Raw genomic sequence first — 17892 nt, 5'->3', positions numbered from 1 at the left:
GGCGCGTCCCACGGCGGGGCACCCGAAAACGGGGGCGCGCCGCCAAGCGCAACGGCGCGTAGCTCCCACGGCGGGAAAGCCGGAAACGTGGGAAGCCGGCCAAGCGCAGCGGATACGCATTTCCGCGGGAGAGACCCCTGCAGCTAACCTCCAGGGAGTCACCTTTCTTACGCAGGAGAAACTCCCATGGCCCACGCCGCACAGGTCCAGCGCATGTCCCGCTTGATGATCAAGACACTGCGTGACGACCCGGCCGACGCCGAGACCGCCAGCCACAAGCTGCTCGTCCGCGCCGGTTACGTCCGCCGCTCCTCCGCCGGCATCTGGACGTGGCTGCCGCTGGGCAAGAAGGTCCTGGAGAACGTCTCCCGCATCGTGCGCGAGGAGATGGACGCCATCGGCGGCCAGGAGGTCCTGCTGCCGGCCCTGCTGCCCAAGGAGCCCTACGAGGCCAGCGGCCGCTGGGAGGAGTACGGCGACCTGCTCTTCCGCCTCAAGGACCGCAAGGGCGCCGACTACCTCCTCGGCCCCACCCACGAGGAGATCTTCACCCTCACGGTCAAGGACCAGTGCACGTCCTACAAGGACCTGCCGGTGATCCTCTACCAGATCCAGACCAAGTACCGCGACGAGGCCCGCCCCCGCTCCGGTGTGCTGCGCGGCCGCGAGTTCCAGATGAAGGACTCGTACAGCTTTGACACCACCGACGAGGGCCTGGAGCAGTCCTACGCCCTGCACCGCGAGGCCTACACCAAGATCTTCCAGCGGCTCGGCCTGGACTACCGCATCGTCTCCGCCGTCTCCGGCGCGATGGGCGGCTCCGCCTCCGAGGAGTTCCTGGCCCCCGCCGCCGCCGGTGAGGACACCTTCGTCGACTGCCCGGCCTGCGACTACGCCGCCAACACCGAGGCCGTCACGGTCAAGGTCGAGGCCGCCGACGGCTCCGCGCACGGCCCCGTCGAGGAGCTGGACACCCCCGACACCCCGACCATCGAGACCCTTGCCGAGCACCTTGGCGTACCGGCCTCGGCGACCCTGAAGAACCTCCTGGTCAAGGTCGACGGCGAGATCGTCGCGGTCGGTGTCCCCGGCCACCGCGAGGTCGACCTCGGCAAGCTCGGCGAGCACCTGGCACCGGCCACCGTCGAGCTGGTCACCGCCGAGGACTTCACCGACCGCCCCGAGCTGGTCCGCGGCTACGTCGGCCCGCAGGGTCTGGCCGGCAAGGCCTTCCGTTACATCGCCGACCCGCGTATCGCCCCCGGCACCGCCTGGATCACCGGCGCCAACAAGGAGGGCAAGCACGCGGGGAACGTTGTCGCCGGCCGGGACTTCGAGGTCGACGACTACCTCGACGTGGTCGTCGTCGAGCCCGGTGACCCCTGCCCGGAGTGCGGCACCGGCCTGAAGATCGACCGCGCCATCGAGATCGGCCACATCTTCCAGCTCGGCCGCAAGTACGCGGACGCCTTCGAGCTCGATGTGCTCGGCCAGAACGGCAAGCCCGCCCGGGTGACCATGGGCTCGTACGGCATCGGCGTCTCCCGCGCGGTGGCCGCCCTCGCCGAGCAGACCCACGACGAGAAGGGCCTGTGCTGGCCGAGCGAGGTCGCCCCGGCCGATGTGCATGTCGTCGCGGCCGGCAAGGCCAAGCAGACCGAGCTCGCCCTGGAGGTCGGCGAACGGCTCGGCGCCGCGGGCCTGCGGGTCCTCGTCGACGACCGGGCGGGTGTCTCGCCCGGCGTGAAGTTCACCGACGCCGAACTCCTCGGCGTGCCGACCATCGTCGTCGCCGGCCGCCGCGCCGCCGAGGGTGTCGTCGAGGTCAAGGACCGCCGCACCGGCGAGCGCGAGGAGCTGACGGTCGAGGAGGCCGTCGCCCGCCTCGGCGCGTAACCCCCGCACGGCCGACGGGCCGGCCACCGGGCACACACCCCGGCGGCCGGCCCGTTCGTCCGTCCCACCAGGGGATCCCGCCAGGCATCCCGCCGGGGGAGAGCCCCCTACAGCCAGGCCGCGAACTCCAGCAGCAGCTCGCCGCGCTGCCGGTCGCCCACCGCCGCCTCCCGTACACCGGTGTCCACCGCCCGGTACAGCGTCCAGTCGCGCAGCCGGTCCCGGTCCACCTCCAGGGAGTCGGCCAGCTTGGCCACCCTGCGGCGGGCCGCGGCAGCCGCGCCCGCCCCGGCCGCCAGGTCCTCGAAACGGTCCAGCACCAGCGAGGCCAGGTCGTACGCCCGCTCGCCCACCACCGGCGACGGGCCGACCGCCAGCCAGGGCGCCCGCTCACCGGCCAGCACCTTGCCCTGCCGGAACGCGCCGTGCAGCAGGAAGAGCTCGTCGGACCCCGCCGGCAGGGCGCGGCGCAGCTCCAGCGCCTGGTCCACCAGCGGCCCGGCCGCCTCGGTCAGCGCCCCGGCCGTCCGCAGCGCCTCCACGGCCTCCTCGGTACGCCCGGCCAGCGTCTCGAACGGATGCTCCGGGGCCGCCGGCACCCACAGCCGCCGCACCGTACCGGCCGCCTCCAGCAGCGCCTTGGCCTCCGGCAGCGACCGCAGCGACACCCCGCCCCGCAGCCGCTCCAGCAACAGCGCACCACTGGTGGCATCGGACCGCAGCAGCCGCACCGCGCCCCAGCCGTCCCACGCCTCCAGCACCGCCCCCTCATGCGCGGACACCCGCCCGGGCACCGGGAACTTCAGCGCGGCGGGCGACCCGTCCTGCTGCCGTACGAGGGCGACCAGACTGCTGCGGCCACCGGGGGCCTGCACCCGTTCCAGCGTCAGATCCCAGGCATCCAGCCGCTGCTGAACCAAGGTCGGCAGGGCGTCGAGCCACTGCCGTACGGGGCTTTCGGGATCGCCGCTCAGCGAACTCACCAACCGCTGCGGCGGTTCGATGGGTGCCGTTGCCATGCTTGAGCCGTCCCCTTCCTGGGCCGTGACCGGACCGCGGCCGGTCCTTCAGAGCGCGCCCGCGGAAGCGCTCGCGGCGCCGGAGCCGGAGCCGGTGACGGCCGCGGCCCGCTCCACGAGCCCAGGGAAGGCTACGCCGCTGCCGCGCCAGCGCACCGCCCGCACCGCTGCCTCGCGCAGCGCGGCCGCCGCCTCGGCGCGCCGGGCCGCCGCGCCGGCCCGTACGAGATCCGCGTAGACGGCGGCCAGCCGGTCCTCCAGCTCCGCCGCCAGCCGGACGGCTGCGGCCGCGTCCGGGACCGGGAAGGGCAGTTCGTAGGCGGCGGCCGCGGCACGCGGGGTACCGCCCAGGTCACGCACCTCGCGGCGCAGTGCGTCCCGCCGCGCGCGATGCCCGTCGTACGCCGCCTGCGCCTCCTTTCGCCGGTCGTCCGCGATCCGCCCGCCGACCACGCCGTAGCCGTAGACCGCCGCATGTTCGGCGGCCAGCGCCGCCTGCACCGCGGTCAGCTCGTCGTGCCCGCCGTCCGCCTCCTCGTGCCCGCTTTTGCCGTGCACCGCCGTGGCCCTCATCCGCCCATCCCTTCGCCGGTCCCTGCTCCTGGCCCCGCTGCGCTGCCCGTCATCCGGCCGGCTCCGTCAGCAGAAACGCATGCGCCGCACCGGCCGCCGCGACCGAGGCGAGCAGCCGGGCCAACTCCGGGGGCGCGGTGGTCAGGGCCTTGGCACGGACATCGGCGAGTGTGCGCTCGGCCTCGGCCAGGGCGGTGCACGCGGCCCGTTCGTCCTGGGGGACCCGGGGGCCGGACGGCCGCCGGGAGCCCTGCGGCGCGGGGCCGGAAGCGGGCGCACCGGCATCGCGCGCCGGGCCGTCGTCGTCCGCCCCGCTGCCGGGGGAGGGGGCGGCCCGCTCACCGGTGAACGCCTCGGCGTGCCGGGCGACTTCCGAGCGCAGCGGGCGCAGCCGAGGCTCCAGCGCCGGATGCGCGGCCAGCGTGGCGTCGTAACGCGCCAGCAGGGCCGTGCTGTCGCGGGCGGAGTGCCGGCGCAGCCGGTCGGCGGCCAGGGAGTGTTCGGTCCGGCCGGGGCCGTCGTCCTCCGAGCAGCCGGTGAGCAGCGCCATGCCCCCGAGGGCGGCGCCGGCCAGCAGGGTCCTTCTGCGTGTGAGCGCCACTTTCGGCATGTTGCACTTCCCGGGGTCTTTCGTCGTGATCACCGCAGGCGAGAGTATCCGTGACCACCCACCGAATCGTCAGTACCCCGCCGGAACCGATAGGCTTTGACCCGACACGCGACCCACCCACAACAGCACACGCGGCCGAGGAGTCACCCGGATGAGCACCACCCAGAGCGAGAGGCTGCGCGGATTGCTTGAACCGCTCGTCGCCGCGCGAGACCTGGATCTGGAAGAGATCGAGGTGACACCGGCAGGCAAGCGGCGGGTGCTGAGGATCGTGGTCGATTCCGACGAGGGCGTCCAGCTGGACGAGTGCGCCGAGCTGAGCCGCGAGGCCTCCCAGGTCCTGGACGACTCCGATGTGATGGGCGGCGCCCCGTACACCCTTGAGGTGACCTCTCCCGGCGCCGACCGCCCGCTGACCGAGCTGCGGCACTACCGCCGCGCCGTCGGCCGCCTCATCAAGGCCCAACTCCACGAGGGCGGGGAGCTGGTGGCACGGATCACCGCCGTCGACGACGCCGGGCTGGACCTCGAGGTGCCGGGGGTCAAGGGCCGCAAGCCGACCACCCGCCGCGTCTCCTTCGACGAGATCGCCAAGGCGCGTGTCGAGCTGGAATTCAGCCGTAAGCCCGACCGGACAGACAAGCGCGACGCGCAGCACGACGAGAAGATCGACGAGAACAAGGAGGAGGCGTAGCCGTGGATATCGACATGAGTGCCCTGCGGGGTCTGGTGCGGGAGAAGGAGATCTCGTTCGACCTGCTGGTCGAGGCGATCGAGTCGGCCCTCCTCATTGCCTACCACCGCACCGAGGGCAGCCGCCGGCGGGCGCGGGTGGAGCTGAACCGCAACACCGGCCATGTGACGGTCTGGGCGAAGGAGGACCCGGAGGACCTGGAGGAGGGCGCCGAGCCCCGCGACTTCGACGACACCCCCTCCGGTTTCGGCCGGATCGCGGCGACCACCGCCAAGCAGGTCATCCTGCAGCGGCTGCGGGACGCCGAGGAGGAGATCACCTTCGGCGAGTTCGCCGGGCGCGAGGGCGACGTCATCACCGGCGTCGTCCAGCAGGGCAAGGACCCGAAGAACGTGCTGGTGGACGTCGGCCCGATGGAGGCCATGCTGCCGGTGCAGGAGCAGGTCCCCGGTGAGGACTACGCGCACGGCACCCGGCTGCGCTCGTACGTCGTCCGGGTGACCAAGGGCGTCCGCGGCCCGTCCGTGACGCTGTCGCGCACCCACCCCAATCTGGTGAAGAAGCTCTTCGCCATGGAGGTCCCGGAGATCGCGGACGGCTCGGTGGAGATCTCCGCCATCGCCCGCGAGGCCGGCCACCGCACCAAGATCGCCGTACGGTCCGTCCGCTCCGGCCTGAACGCCAAGGGCGCCTGCATCGGCCCGATGGGCGGCCGGGTGCGCGCCGTGATGGCCGAGCTGCACGGCGAGAAGATCGACATCGTGGACTGGTCGGACGACCCGGCCGAACTGGTGGCGAACGCGCTGTCACCGGCCCGGGTCAGCAAGGTCGAGGTCGTGGACCTGGCGGCCCGCTCCGCCCGGGTCACGGTCCCCGATTACCAGCTGTCACTGGCCATCGGCAAGGAAGGGCAGAACGCCCGGCTCGCCGCCCGTCTCACGGGCTGGCGGATCGACATCCGCCCGGACACCGAGCAGCCCGCACCACAGGCCTGAGACCGTTCCATCACGGACGGTGACGCCGCGGCACCCGGAAATCGGTGGTGCCGCGGCGCTCCGACCGGAATTCTGAGCAGCCGTTCCGCCTTTACCCCATAGGGGTCGGGCCGGCGCGGGGAGGTAGACTTAAGCAGTGTCTGGCCGGACGCATGCCCGCGCATGCCCTGAGCGCACCTGTCTGGGATGCCGGGAGCGAGCGGCCAAGGGCGATTTGCTGCGCATTGTGGAGACCGAGGGCGAGTGTGTCCCCGATCCTCGCGGTACGCTGCCCGGCCGGGGTGCTTACGTGCACCCGACACTGGTCTGCCTCGACCTGGCGGTTCGCCGCCGGGCGTTCAACCGGGCCTACCGGGCCCGGGGACCGTTCGACACGACGGCGCTGCGCCGGTTCATCGAGCGGACGCCCGTCGAGCAGCCGCCGTTGCAATAACGCACAGCAGCACGAAACGCACAGCGCACGGAAAACCGTGCGGTCAGGTACCTCGCGAGTCGGAAGTAGGTCGAGATTGCGATGAGCACTCGATGAGTACGCGATGAGTACGCCCATGAAGTAGCGACGGTCCGGTGGACAACCCGGACCTAGAAGGAGCGAAGTGGCTAAGGTCCGGGTATACGAACTCGCCAAGGAGTTCGGCGTTGAGAGCAAGGTCGTCATGGCCAAGCTCCAAGAACTTGGTGAATTCGTCCGTTCGGCGTCCTCGACGATCGAGGCGCCGGTTGTTCGCAAGCTGACCGACGCTTTCCAGGCAGGCAGTGGCAATGGCCGCGCCGCCGGCAAGCCCGCGGCGCCGCGCAAGTCGGCCCCCGCGAAGCCGTCCGCGCCGTCCCCGGCGCAGGCGGCACGTCCTGCTGCCCCGAAGCCGGGCGCCCCCAAGCCGGGCCCCGCGGCTCCGGCAGCCCCCGAGGCACCGAAGGCCCCCGAGGCCCCGGTGGCTCCCAAGAGCACTCCCGCCGCCGGCCCCACCCCGGGCCCGCGCCCCACCCCGGCGCGCCCCGCGGCACCCAAGCCCGCTCCGGCCGCCCCCGCGCAGCCCGAGTTCCAGGCTCCGCCGTCCGCGCCGGCTGCTCCCGCCGCCGGCCAGTCGGCTCCCCGTCCCGGTGCCCCCGGCCCGCGTCCGGCCCGTCCGGCGCCCGGCCAGGGCGGTCAGGGCGGTCAGGGCGGTCAGGGCCGCGGTAACGCTCCGCGTCCCGGTGGCGAGCGTCCGGCCCCGCGTCCCGGCGGCCGTCCCTCCGGCCCCCGTCCGGGCAACAACCCCTTCACGTCCGGTGGCTCCACGGGCATGGCCCGTCCGCAGGCCCCCCGTCCCGGTGGCGCCCCGCGTCCCGGCGGCCAGGGCGGTCCCGGCGGTCCGCGTCCGCAGGGCGGCGGCCAGGGTGGCCCCCGTCCCCAGGGCGGCCAGGGCGGCGCGCGTCCCACCCCCGGTGGCATGCCCCGTCCGCAGGGTGCCGCTCCCGGTGGCGCCCCGCGTCCCGGCGGTGGCGGCGGTAACCGCCCGAACCCGGGCATGATGCCGCAGCGTCCCGCTGCCGGCCCGCGTCCGGGCCCCGGCGGTGGCGGCGGTCGCGGTCCCGGCGGCGCCGGTCGTCCCGGCGGTGGCGGCGGTCGTCCGGGTGGCGGCGGCTTCGCCGGCCGTCCCGGCGGCGGTGGCGGTCGTCCGGGTGGCGGCGGCGGTTTCGCCGGTCGTCCCGGTGGCGGCGGTCCCGGTGGTGGCGGCGGCTTCGGCGGTCGTCCCGGCTTCGGCGGCCGTCCCGGCGGTCCCGGTGGCCGTGGTGGCACGCAGGGTGCGTTCGGCCGTCCCGGCGGTCCGGCGCGCCGTGGCCGCAAGTCGAAGCGGCAGAGGCGTCAGGAGTACGAGGCCATGCAGGCCCCGTCGGTGGGCGGCATCATGCTGCCCCGCGGCAACGGCGCGACGGTTCGCCTGTCGCGCGGTGCCTCGCTGACGGACTTCGCCGAGAAGATCAACGCCAACCCGGCCTCGCTGGTCCAGGTCATGCTGAACCTCGGCGAGATGGTCACCGCGACCCAGTCGGTCTCCGACGAGACGCTGCAGCTGCTCGCCGAAGAGATGAACTACGTCGTCGAGATCGTCAGCCCGGAGGAGGAGGACCGCGAGCTGCTCGAGTCCTTCGACATCGACTTCGGTGAGAACGAGGGCGGCGAGGACATGCTCGTCGCGCGTCCGCCGGTGGTGACCGTCATGGGTCACGTCGACCACGGTAAGACCCGGCTGCTCGACGCGATCCGCAAGACGAACGTCATCGCGGGCGAGGCCGGCGGCATCACCCAGCACATCGGTGCCTACCAGGTCGCGACCGAGGTCAACGACGAAGAGCGGCGCATCACCTTCATCGACACCCCCGGTCACGAGGCGTTCACCGCCATGCGTGCCCGTGGTGCCAAGTCGACCGACATCGCGATCCTCGTGGTGGCGGCCAACGACGGTGTCATGCCGCAGACGATCGAGGCCCTGAACCACGCCAAGGCGGCCGAGGTGCCGATCGTGGTCGCGGTCAACAAGATCGACGTCGAGGGCGCCGACCCGACCAAGGTGCGCGGCCAGCTCACCGAGTTCGGTCTGGTGGCCGAGGAGTACGGCGGCGACACGATGTTCGTCGACATCTCCGCCCGTGAGGGTCTGAACATCGAGCAGCTGCTCGAGGCCGTGGTCCTGACCGCGGATGCCTCGCTCGACCTGCGCGCCAACGCGGAGCAGGACGCGCAGGGCATCGCGATCGAGGCCCACCTCGACCGTGGCCGCGGCGCCGTGGCGACCGTCCTGGTCCAGCGCGGCACGCTCCGCGTCGGCGAGACGATGGTGGTCGGCGACGCGTACGGCCGGGTCCGTGCGATGTTCGACGACAAGGGCAACAACGTCGAGGAAGCGGGTCCGTCGACCCCCGTCCTGGTCCTGGGTCTGACCAACGTCCCGGGCGCCGGCGACAACTTCCTGGTCGTCGACGAGGACCGTACGGCCCGTCAGATCGCCGAGAAGCGCGCGGCGCGCGAGCGCAACGCCGCCTTCGCCAAGCGCACCCGCCGGGTGTCCCTCGAGGACCTGGACAAGGTGCTCAAGGCCGGCGAGGTCCAGCAGCTCAACCTCATCATCAAGGGTGACGCTTCCGGTTCCGTCGAAGCCCTGGAGTCCTCGCTGCTCCAGCTCGACGTCGGCGAAGAGGTCGACATCCGGGTGCTGCACCGCGGCGTCGGTGCGGTCACGGAGACCGACATCAACCTGGCGTCCGGCTCCGACGCGATCGTCATCGGCTTCAACGTGCGCGCCGAAGGCCGCGCGACGCAGATGGCCGAGCGCGAGGGTGTCGACGTCCGGTACTACTCGGTCATCTACCAGGCGATCGAGGAGATCGAGGCGGCCCTCAAGGGCATGCTCAAGCCGGAGTACGAGGAGGTCGAGCTCGGTACCGCGGAGATCCGCGAGATCTTCCGCTCGTCCAAGCTCGGCAACATCGCGGGTGTGCTCATCCGCTCCGGCGAGGTCAAGCGCAACACCAAGGCGCGCCTCATCCGCGACGGCAAGGTGGTCGCGGAGGACCTCAACATCCAGGGTCTGCGCCGGTTCAAGGACGACGTCACCGAGATCCGCGAAGGCTTCGAGGGCGGTATCAACCTCGGAAACTTCAACGACATCAAGATCGACGACGTCATCGCGACGTACGAGATGCGCGAGAAGCCGCGCGGCTGATCGTGCAGCGGCCCGCCCGTGGCGCGGTCCACCCCGGTGGTGGTCGCGCGACGGGCGGGCGGCCGGCCGGGGCCGGTCGGCGGAAGTATTTCCGTCGATCGGCCCCGGTCGTTCCGTGTACGGTTCGAAATGACACGGACACCTAAGGCCCCACGGGTGGCTTGACCCGTCTTGCATGTACGTAGGGACGCTGTCCTTCGACCTGCTTCTCGGCGACGTACGGTCGCTGAAGGAGAAGCGCTCCGTCGTCCGCCCGATCGTCGCCGAGCTGCACCGCAAATTCGCGGTGAGCGTCGCCGAGGTCGGGGACCAGGATCTGCACCGCAGGGCCACCATCGGCCTGGCGGTGGTCTCCGGGGACACGGGGCATCTGACCGATGTCATGGACCGTTGCGAGCGCCTGGTCGCCGCACGGCCCGAAGTGGAGCTGCTGTCGGTACGCCGGCGGCTGCACGGCGACGACGACTGACCCGGACCGGGCAGGCCGCCGCCGGTGGAAGCACAATTGTGGAAGAAAGAAGGAGACGGACCAGTGGCCGACAATGCGCGGGCGAAGAAGCTGGCGGACCTCATCCGGGAGGTGGTCGCCCAGAAGCTGCAGCGCGGTATCAAGGACCCGCGGCTCGGTTCGCACGTGACCATCACGGACACCCGGGTCACCGGCGACCTGCGGGAGGCTACGGTCTTCTACACGGTCTACGGCGATGACGAGGAGCGGGCCAGCGCCGCCGCCGGGCTGGAGAGCGCCAAGGGCATCCTGCGCTCCGCGGTCGGGGCAGCGGCGGGGACGAAGTTCACGCCGACCCTGGCCTTCGTGCCGGACGCCCTGCCGGAAAACGCCAAGACGATCGACGACCTGCTCGACAAGGCACGGGCCTCGGACGCCAAGGTGCGTGAGGTCTCCTCGGGCGCCCAGTACGCCGGCGAGGCCGACCCGTACCGCAAGCCGGGCGAGGACGACGACGAGGGCACCGCGGCAGAATGAAGCGTGAGAGCAACAAGCCCCGCGTGAAGGGCGAGCGCGGCGCGCCTTCCGGCGGGGGTGGCGAGCGGCCGGCGGGCCTGGTCATCGTCGACAAGCCGGCCGGCTTCACTTCGCATGACGTGGTGGCGAAGATGCGCGGGATGGCGCGCACCCGCCGGGTCGGGCACGCCGGCACGCTCGACCCGATGGCGACGGGCGTGCTCGTCCTGGGCATCGAGCGGGCCACCAAGCTGCTCGGCCACCTCGCGCTGACGGAGAAGGAGTACGTCGGCACGATCCGGCTCGGCCAGACGACGGTCACCGATGACGCCGAGGGCGAGATCACCGCGTCGAAGGCGGCGCACGGCCTCGCCCGCGAGGACATCGACGCGGGTGTCGGCCGGCTGTCCGGCGCGATCATGCAGGTCCCGTCGAAGGTCAGCGCCATCAAGATCAACGGCAAGCGGTCGTATTCGCGGGTCCGCGACGGCGAGGACGTGGAGATCCCGGCCCGGCCGGTCACCGTCTCCTCGTTCGTGGTGCATTCCGCGCACGAGACCGAGGCCGAGGACGGTACCCCGGTGACCGATCTGCTGGTCTCCGTCGAGTGCTCGTCCGGTACGTACATCCGCGCCCTCGCCCGCGACCTGGGCGAAGGGCTGGGCGTCGGCGGCCATCTGACGGCGCTGCGCCGCACCCGCGTCGGCCCGTACAAGCTGGACCGGGCGCGCACCCTCGACCAGCTCCAGGCCGCCGTGGACGACACCGAGGGGGAGGGCCTGCCGGTCATGCCGCTCGGGGACGCGGCCGCCGCGGCGTTCACCCGCTGGAACGTGCCCGAGGCGCAGGCCCGGCTGCTGCTCAACGGCGCACGGATCCCGATGCCGCGCTTCGAGGGCAGCGGCCCGGTCGCGGCGTTCGGGCCGGACGGCAGGTTCCTCGCGCTGGTGGAGAACCAGGGCGGGAAGGCGAAGAGCCTGGCGGTGTTCGCGGTCTAGTACCGCAGTTGCCGTATCAGGAGCCGACGAGCAGGAACCCGTGGGGCCGGGCCTGGAGACGCGTGGACGACGCGCTCCGGGCCCGGCCCTTTGCGTGCCGGTATGCGGCCGTGCGGTCCCGCTTTCCCTGTCCCCCGGCCCTCCGGTTCCGCGTGGGGTTCCGGCTATTCACTCATTCGGTGAGGCGCTTGAAGTGAATCAAGGCGCGGAGGGGGGCGCGTTGCCAGGGGGCCCTGTCGAGACGATCACCGCCTGCTTACCGTGCGGGGGACGGCACAGGGTGAGAGGACCGGCGATGGCATTGCTGGATGCCGATGCGGACACGGCACTGGTGCGGATCCGCGATCTGGCAGGTCGGACACGGGGTACGGGGTTTCTCGCGGACCACGACGGCACCGTGATCACCAGCCACGAAGCGGTGGACGGCGCCGCGCAACTGGTGTTGCAGCCCATGGCGGACGGCGCCGGAGGTGGCGCGGCCGGGGGCGGTGGATGGACGTGCGTGGTGGCGGCCGATGCCGTGACGCCCCTGCCGGAGGCCGGGCTCGCCCTCGTCCGGGCCGGCGGCTTCGGACCGCACCGGCTCACGCCGCTGCCCGTCGCCGCGGCCCGGCCGGCCGCGGGCACCACCGCCCGGCTCTGGGCGGGCGGCTGGCTGGACGGCACGGTCGTCGGACCGGGCTTGGGGGTGATGTACACGGCCACCGAGCGCGTCCACCTCCTCGACGACACGCTGGAGCTCGGCCTGTGCGCCGGGGGCCGGGAGGCGCTGCGGCTGCGTGGTCTGGCGGTCGGCGGGCCGGTGCTGGACGCCCGGACCGGCGCGGTGCTCGGCATCCTCGGCACCGCGCTGCACCCTCAGGCTCCCGGCCGCGGGCGCCCGGGGGAGGGTGCCTTCGGGCGCCGGGCGGGCGGCTTCGCGATTCCGCTGCGTGCGGTCGCCGAAGCCGCGCCACAGGGAGCGCTGGCCGCGCTGCTGGAGCGCAATGCGGCGACCGTCCCGGCCTACGGCAGCGAGCTGAACCCGGCCGGCGCGCGGCGTCTGGCCGAGCTGTCGAAGGGCTCCGCCGAGCGGCCGCGGCCGGGGCGGGAACCGGTCGAACGAGCGGAAGTGGCCGCCGAGTTCGCGCGCTTCGAGGAGGGCCACGGGACGGCGGCGGCAGGTGTGCTGGGGCTGGTGGGGCAGCCGGGATGCGGCCGGAGCACGGAACTGGCCGGCCTCGCGGCACGCCGGGCCCAGGGCCCCGGCCCCGCTGCGACCATCCTGCTGCGCGGCGCGGACCTGCGGCCCGACGACGACGGGGTGCGTACCGCCGTCGAACGCGCGCTGCGGTCCGCCGGCCGGATCGTCGCCCGGGAGGGCCGTACCGCCGGTGACCCGGCGGACACCACCTCCCAGGACGTCGTCCGGGCGGCGGCCGCGGCCGGCCGTCCGCTGCTGGTGCTCCTCGACGGGCCGGAGGAGATGCCTTCGGCCCTGGCACAGGGGGAGCGGCTGGCCGGGTGGACCGCGGCGACGGCCGACTGGCTGCGTACCACCGGTGTGAAGCTGGTGATCGGCTGCCGCCCCGAGTACTGGGAACGGGCCGGTGCGCTCTTCCCGCCCGGTGTGCTGCACCGGCCGCTGCGTCCGGCGCCCGCGCTGCCCGCCTGCGTGGCGCTCGGTGACTTCACCGAGGAGGAGGCGGAGCGCGCCCGCGGCCGCTACGGCCTGCCGCCGGGTGCACCGGCCGCGCCGGCCGCCCGCCATCCGCTCGCCCTGCGCCTGCTCGCGGAGGTCGGCGCGGCGCTCACCGAGGGCGAGGGGGACGCGACCGGGCGGTGCGCCGCCGGGCCGGCCGGCCTCGGCACACCCGACCGCCACCAGATCTTCGACGCCTACCTGGACCTGGTGTGCCTGCGCATCGCCGTACGGCTCGCGGCCGGCCACCGGCCCCCGCCGCGCGGCACCGCCGTCCGCCGGCTGGCCGCCCAGGTCGCCGGGCAGGTGCACGAGGCGGCCCGCCGCTGCCTCGGCCCCGGTCCGGGCGCGCTGGACCGTACGTCCTTCGAGGAGGTGTTCCCGCGCGAGCCCGGCTGGGCCCGTGCGGTGCTGACCGAGGGGCTGCTGGTCCCGGCCGGCACCGGATTCCGCTTCGCCCACGAGGAGTTCGCGGAGTGGCTGCAGGGCGCCCATACCGACCTGGACCTGCTGCCCGTCCCCGGATACCGCGTCGGGCCGGCCGTCGAGGCGCTGCTGCTGCTCGGCAGGCGCGAGGGGGCGGTGCAACTGACCTTCCGGCTGGCGGAGTTGGTGCCGATGGCGACCGCCGCCGGGGCCGCCCCCGGGGCCGCCCCCGCGGCCGGTTCTCCGGCGGCGCGCGCCGTGGACGGCCGCTGGTGGGCCGCTCATCTGCTGTCCGGTGTGCTGCTCCGGGTCCCCGACGCGAGGCCGTACACGGGCGTCTTGCGGCTGCTCGCCGACCGGATCACGGAACGGTCCCTCCGGGCGGGCGGCTTCGCGCGGACGGGGCTGGAGGCCTTCGGGCCGTGGTTCTGGGAGCGGTTGGCGCTGGCCGATGAGGACCGGATGGACCTGCTGCGCCGCCTGCTGCCGGCCGACGGGCCGCCGTGCGGGGCGGGGCGGAGGGCCGCCGGCGCGGAGCGGTACGCGGAGGCGGGTACGGGGGCAGGGGCGGAGGTGGGGGAGGGGGCCGCGGGAGCTGTGCCGTCCGGGGCGCCGTCGCGGGCCGGGTGGCCGTCGCGGCCGTCGGGGCCGGGTCCGTCACCGCGGGCCGGGTGGCCGGTGCCGTCGTCCGGTTCGTCGTCGCTGCCCGAGCGGTTGCCGTCGTCCGGTCCGTCGCCTTCGCGTTGTTCGTCCGCATCGCCTGATCCGTCCTCGCCGTCCGGTCCAGCCTCATCGTCCGGTCCGTCCTCGTGGTCCGACCGGTTGCCGTCGTCCGGCCCGCCCGGGGCGTCCGGTCCCGCGCCGGGTGCTCTGTCGTCCTCCGCCGTAGCCGTCGACGGTCCGGGTGCCGGCCGCCGTTTCGCGCCGCCGCCGCGGGTACGCGTCCACCCCGCCGACGACCCGGCGTCCGGCCGGGACGGCGACGGCCGGCCGGACGCCACCGGTGGCCCGCGCTCCAGCCCCGCCCCGGGCGGCACCGGCGGCAGCGCGTCCGCAGCGGCTCCCGCAGTCCGGACCCGGCCCGCCGCGGCACGCTCGCCCCGGTTTCTCGATGCCGCGGCCGCACTGCTGTGCGCGGATCCGCAGCGGATGCAGCCTTTGCTGTGCGCCTGGTTCGACGACACCCGCCCGCTGCAACGCCGCGGGGCGGAGGACGGCGGTCCGGCCCACCCCGTAGAGGCCGTGTCCGGCGAGATCACCGTGGCCACCGCGGCGCAGGCGCTGCTGCACACCCATCGCCACCGGGCGCTCGACGCCCTCACGGAGGCACTGGTGCAGGCCGCGCACCCCAGGGGCGACGAACTGATGGACGCACTGGCCGAGGACGAGCCGGCCGCGGTGTGCCGGGCCGTGGACCGGTGGGCGCACGACGCCCGCCCCGAGCGGCGGGCCGCCGCCGTGTCGTACGGTCTGCGGGCCGCCCGGCACGTGACCGCCGGAGCCGACCGCGCCCTGCTGCGTTACGCGGCCCTCTGCCTTCTCGCCCGGAGCGCGGACAGCGCCCACCACGGCTCCGCGCTGGCGCTGCTGATGGGCGACCCGGCCACCCGTTCCCGCTTCCTGGACCGGGCGCTGGCCCGCTTTGTGGCGGGGGATCCGCAGCTGCCGCCCACGGTGTTCACGTCCGCCCTCGCCGACCATCCCGAGCCGGTGCTGACCGCGTTCCGGGCCCGGCTGATCGGCGGCGCCGGGCCACCGGTGGCGGCCGCCCTGCTGGGCATGCTCGCCCGCACCGATGCGCCGGACCTCGTCGCCCGGGTCGCCGACCTCGTCCGTGACTGTGCCCGGCACTGCCCGGAGCGCGCCGCACGGCCGGTCGCGGAGTTCATCGACCGCCGCCTCGAACGGGGCCCGGCCGCCCGCGCCGCGCTCCGTCCGCTCGCCGTGGAGCTGCTGACCGGCTCCCCCGTAGCGGTCCGGTGCGCGCTCGCGGCCGTGGTGGCCGAGACGGGGCGTGGCGACTCGGTTGCGTTGCGCCGTGAACTGCTCGATGCGCTGCTGGCGCAGGAGGCCTCGTATGTGGCGCCGCACCGCGTCCACGAGGAGAGCGGGGGCGGCCCGGACACCCGGGTGCTGGAGGCGCTTCTGGAAGCCGCAGCCGAGGGCGCGGAGCGGCGGCCGGCGGAGCGCACCAGGGAGCTGGTGCACCGCACCGGGATGCTGCTGGTGCGTACGCCTGCGGGCGCGGCGTGCTTCGACCGGCGGCTGGTGGAACTGGGGCGGCGGCTGCCGGGTTTCGCACGGCGGGTGCAGGACTGGGTGACGGACGAGCCGGGGGAGTGGGCGGCAGTGGTAGGCCCCGGCGCCCGCGCCACGCTCGCCGGGTCGCACAGCTGACGGGCAGGGGCTGTCGAGGCGCACCAAGGGGCGTTGGGGGCGAAAGGGGCCGCGGGGCGCGAAGGGGGCTGCGGGGCCGGGGCCGGACCGGGCGGGCCGGCCCGGGCAGAGCTGTCCGCGAACCGCGAGACCGTCCGTGGTATCAGGGCCGGACAGGGGCTGGGACGGGTGCCCTGAGCCACCCTTCGCGCGGAGCATCACCCGCGGCATGGCAGTCTTAGACCTGCGCCATGCCGAATTGGCGCAATGGACGGACAAGGGTTCGGGCGAGGAGCGGGCACTGTGCAGCGCTGGCGTGGCTTGGAGGACATCCCCGAGGGCTGGGGACGCAGCGTCGTCACCATCGGCTCCTACGACGGAGTGCACCGCGGCCACCAACTGATCATCGGCAAGGCCGTCGCGCGCGCCCGTGAGCTGGGGATCCCCGCGGTGGTCGTCACCTTCGACCCGCACCCGAGCGAGGTCGTGCGGCCCGGTACCCACCCGCCGCTGCTGGCGCCGCACGACCGGCGTGCGGAGCTGATGGCCGGCCTGGGGGTGGACGCGGTGCTCATTCTCCCGTTCACCAAGGAGTTCTCGAAGCTGGCGCCGGCCGATTTCGTGGTCAAGGTGCTGGTCGACAAGCTGCACGCCCAGGTCGTCGTCGAGGGCCCCAACTTCCGCTTCGGGCACAAGGCGACCGGCAATGTCGCGACCCTCGCGGAGCTCGGGACCACCTACGACTACACCGTGGAGGTCATCGACCTCTACGAGCGCGGGGCGGCGGGCGGCGGCGAGCCGTTCTCCTCCACGCTCACCCGCCGCCTGGTCGCCGAGGGCGATGTGGCCGGCGCGATGGAGGTCCTGGGAAGGCCGCACCGGGTCGAGGGCGTCGTCGTACGCGGTGCCCAGCGCGGCCGTGAACTGGGCTTCCCGACGGCCAATGTGGAGACCCTGCCGCACACCGCGATCCCGGCCGACGGCGTCTACGCCGGGCTGCTGCAGGTCGAGGGCGAGGCGATGCCGGCGGCCATCTCGGTCGGCACCAACCCGCAGTTCGACGGCACGGCACGGACCGTCGAGGCGTATGCCATCGACCGTGTCGGCCTGGATCTGTACGGGCTGCACGTCGGGGTGGACTTCGTCGCCTACATCCGCGGCCAGGAGAAGTTCGACACGCTCGACGCGCTGCTGGAGCGGATGGCGGTCGATGTGAAGCTGGCTCGGGGCCTGATCGCGGACGCGGGCTGAGACTTCGCGCTTCTGGCGTTCGTTCCCTTCGGGGCGGGGGCTTTCTTTCCTTCGGGGACGGCCGCCTTTCCTCCCCGGGGGGCCTGCCGCTCGGTCCTTGCCCGGCCTTTTCCTGCCTGGTCTTTTCCCCGGGCCCGGTCCTCCCGCCCGCCCGGTCCTTCCGCCGGCCTGGTCGTCCCGCCGGCTCGGTCCTTCCGCTGGCTCGGTCTTTTCCCCCGCCCGGCCCTTCCCGCGGGCCCTCCCCCCCCCAGCTGGTTTTTCCCCCCGGTTCCCCCCGGTTCCCCCCGGTTCCCCCCGGTTCCCCCGGTTCCCCCTCAGGTTTTTTCCCCGCCGCCCACCCCCCTTCGGGGGGTGGGCGGGTGTAGAGGTGCGGTATCGCCAACTTGGGTGGGCGAGGTGGAGGTTCGGTATCGCCAACTCGAGGGTGGGCGGTGTGGAGGTGCCGTCTCGCCGACTCGGGGCCGGGCGGGTGTGGAGATGCGGTATCGCCAACACGGGCGTTGGACGGTGCGCAGGTGCCGTATCGCCACTCCGGGGTTTCGACGGTACGGAGATGCGGCGTCGCCAACTCGGCTGATTTCAGGCGCAGTTCGGCCAAGAAGGGTTCACTCGTCCGAGGGAAGACGTGCTACGGGGCGGGGCCCGGCATCTCGCTGATGCCGGGCCCCGCCCCGTAGTGCGCCATGGCCGTGCCGTTACGCCCGC

General features: G+C 73.7%; 13 protein-coding genes. 10 read left to right on the top strand and 3 right to left on the bottom strand.

The window, feature by feature from the left end:
• The first annotated feature begins 186 nt into the window (after nucleotides 1-186).
• On the top strand, nucleotides 187-1896 hold the full coding sequence (locus tag ABZ851_RS18255; protein WP_361128371.1) for a proline--tRNA ligase: 1710 nt from the start codon (nucleotides 187-189) through the stop codon (nucleotides 1894-1896).
• A gap of 107 nt (nucleotides 1897-2003) precedes the next feature.
• Here ABZ851_RS18255 and ABZ851_RS18250 read toward each other — a convergent pair whose 3' ends face one another.
• From ABZ851_RS18250 to ABZ851_RS18240, 3 genes are read right to left on the bottom strand one after another with little or no spacing between them, the layout of a single operon-like run.
• Complete coding sequence (locus tag ABZ851_RS18250) at nucleotides 2004-2915, bottom strand: aminoglycoside phosphotransferase family protein (RefSeq protein WP_361128368.1); 912 nt, start codon at nucleotides 2913-2915, stop codon at nucleotides 2004-2006.
• A 48-nt stretch (nucleotides 2916-2963) separates the two neighbouring features.
• Complete coding sequence (locus ABZ851_RS18245) at nucleotides 2964-3488, bottom strand: ferritin-like domain-containing protein (RefSeq protein ID WP_361128365.1); 525 nt, start codon at nucleotides 3486-3488, stop codon at nucleotides 2964-2966.
• Between the two features lie 49 nt (nucleotides 3489-3537).
• Nucleotides 3538-4098 carry a hypothetical protein gene (locus tag ABZ851_RS18240; protein ID WP_361128908.1) on the bottom strand — a complete coding sequence of 187 codons (561 nt, stop codon included), beginning with the start codon at nucleotides 4096-4098 and terminating at the stop codon, nucleotides 3538-3540.
• A 151-nt stretch (nucleotides 4099-4249) separates the two neighbouring features.
• On the opposite strand from ABZ851_RS18240, the gene rimP reads away from it, so the two are divergent.
• The 9 genes from rimP to ABZ851_RS18195 all read left to right on the top strand — a co-directional run bounded on the left by rimP (nucleotide 4250) and on the right by ABZ851_RS18195 (nucleotide 17187).
• Complete coding sequence (rimP, locus tag ABZ851_RS18235) at nucleotides 4250-4792, top strand: ribosome maturation factor RimP (RefSeq protein WP_088800330.1); 543 nt, start codon at nucleotides 4250-4252, stop codon at nucleotides 4790-4792.
• A 2-nt stretch (nucleotides 4793-4794) separates the two neighbouring features.
• Complete coding sequence (gene nusA, locus ABZ851_RS18230; protein ID WP_361128361.1) at nucleotides 4795-5787, top strand: transcription termination factor NusA; 993 nt, start codon at nucleotides 4795-4797, stop codon at nucleotides 5785-5787.
• A 136-nt stretch (nucleotides 5788-5923) separates the two neighbouring features.
• Nucleotides 5924-6220, top strand: coding sequence for a YlxR family protein (locus ABZ851_RS18225; protein WP_361128358.1), 297 nt, complete (start codon nucleotides 5924-5926; stop codon nucleotides 6218-6220).
• A 163-nt stretch (nucleotides 6221-6383) separates the two neighbouring features.
• Entirely contained in the window at nucleotides 6384-9491 is a 3108-nt protein-coding gene (gene infB / locus ABZ851_RS18220) for a translation initiation factor IF-2 (RefSeq protein WP_361128355.1), read from the top strand.
• Between the two features lie 175 nt (nucleotides 9492-9666).
• Nucleotides 9667-9960: a DUF503 domain-containing protein gene (locus tag ABZ851_RS18215; protein WP_033269483.1), complete on the top strand. Its 294-nt coding sequence runs from the start codon at nucleotides 9667-9669 to the stop codon at nucleotides 9958-9960.
• Nucleotides 9961-10023: 63 nt separating this feature from the next.
• On the top strand, nucleotides 10024-10476 hold the full coding sequence (gene rbfA, locus ABZ851_RS18210; protein WP_086720471.1) for a 30S ribosome-binding factor RbfA: 453 nt from the start codon (nucleotides 10024-10026) through the stop codon (nucleotides 10474-10476).
• Nucleotides 10473-11453, top strand: coding sequence for a tRNA pseudouridine(55) synthase TruB (gene truB, locus ABZ851_RS18205; RefSeq protein WP_361128351.1), 981 nt, complete (start codon nucleotides 10473-10475; stop codon nucleotides 11451-11453). The genes rbfA and truB overlap by 4 nt, the downstream gene beginning before the upstream one ends.
• 295 nt (nucleotides 11454-11748) lie before the next feature.
• A complete protein-coding gene (locus ABZ851_RS18200) occupies nucleotides 11749-15957 on the top strand; it encodes a hypothetical protein (RefSeq protein ID WP_361128348.1) in 4209 nt (1402 codons plus the stop codon).
• Between the two features lie 282 nt (nucleotides 15958-16239).
• Entirely contained in the window at nucleotides 16240-17187 is a 948-nt protein-coding gene (locus ABZ851_RS18195; protein ID WP_088800337.1) for a bifunctional riboflavin kinase/FAD synthetase, read from the top strand.
• The last annotated feature ends 705 nt before the right edge of the window (nucleotides 17188-17892 follow it).

Source organism: Streptomyces sp. NPDC047049, assembly GCF_040643995.1.
GTDB lineage: Bacteria > Actinomycetota > Actinomycetes > Streptomycetales > Streptomycetaceae > Streptomyces > Streptomyces mooreae.
This window is presented reverse-complemented; position numbering and strand designations above follow the sequence as displayed.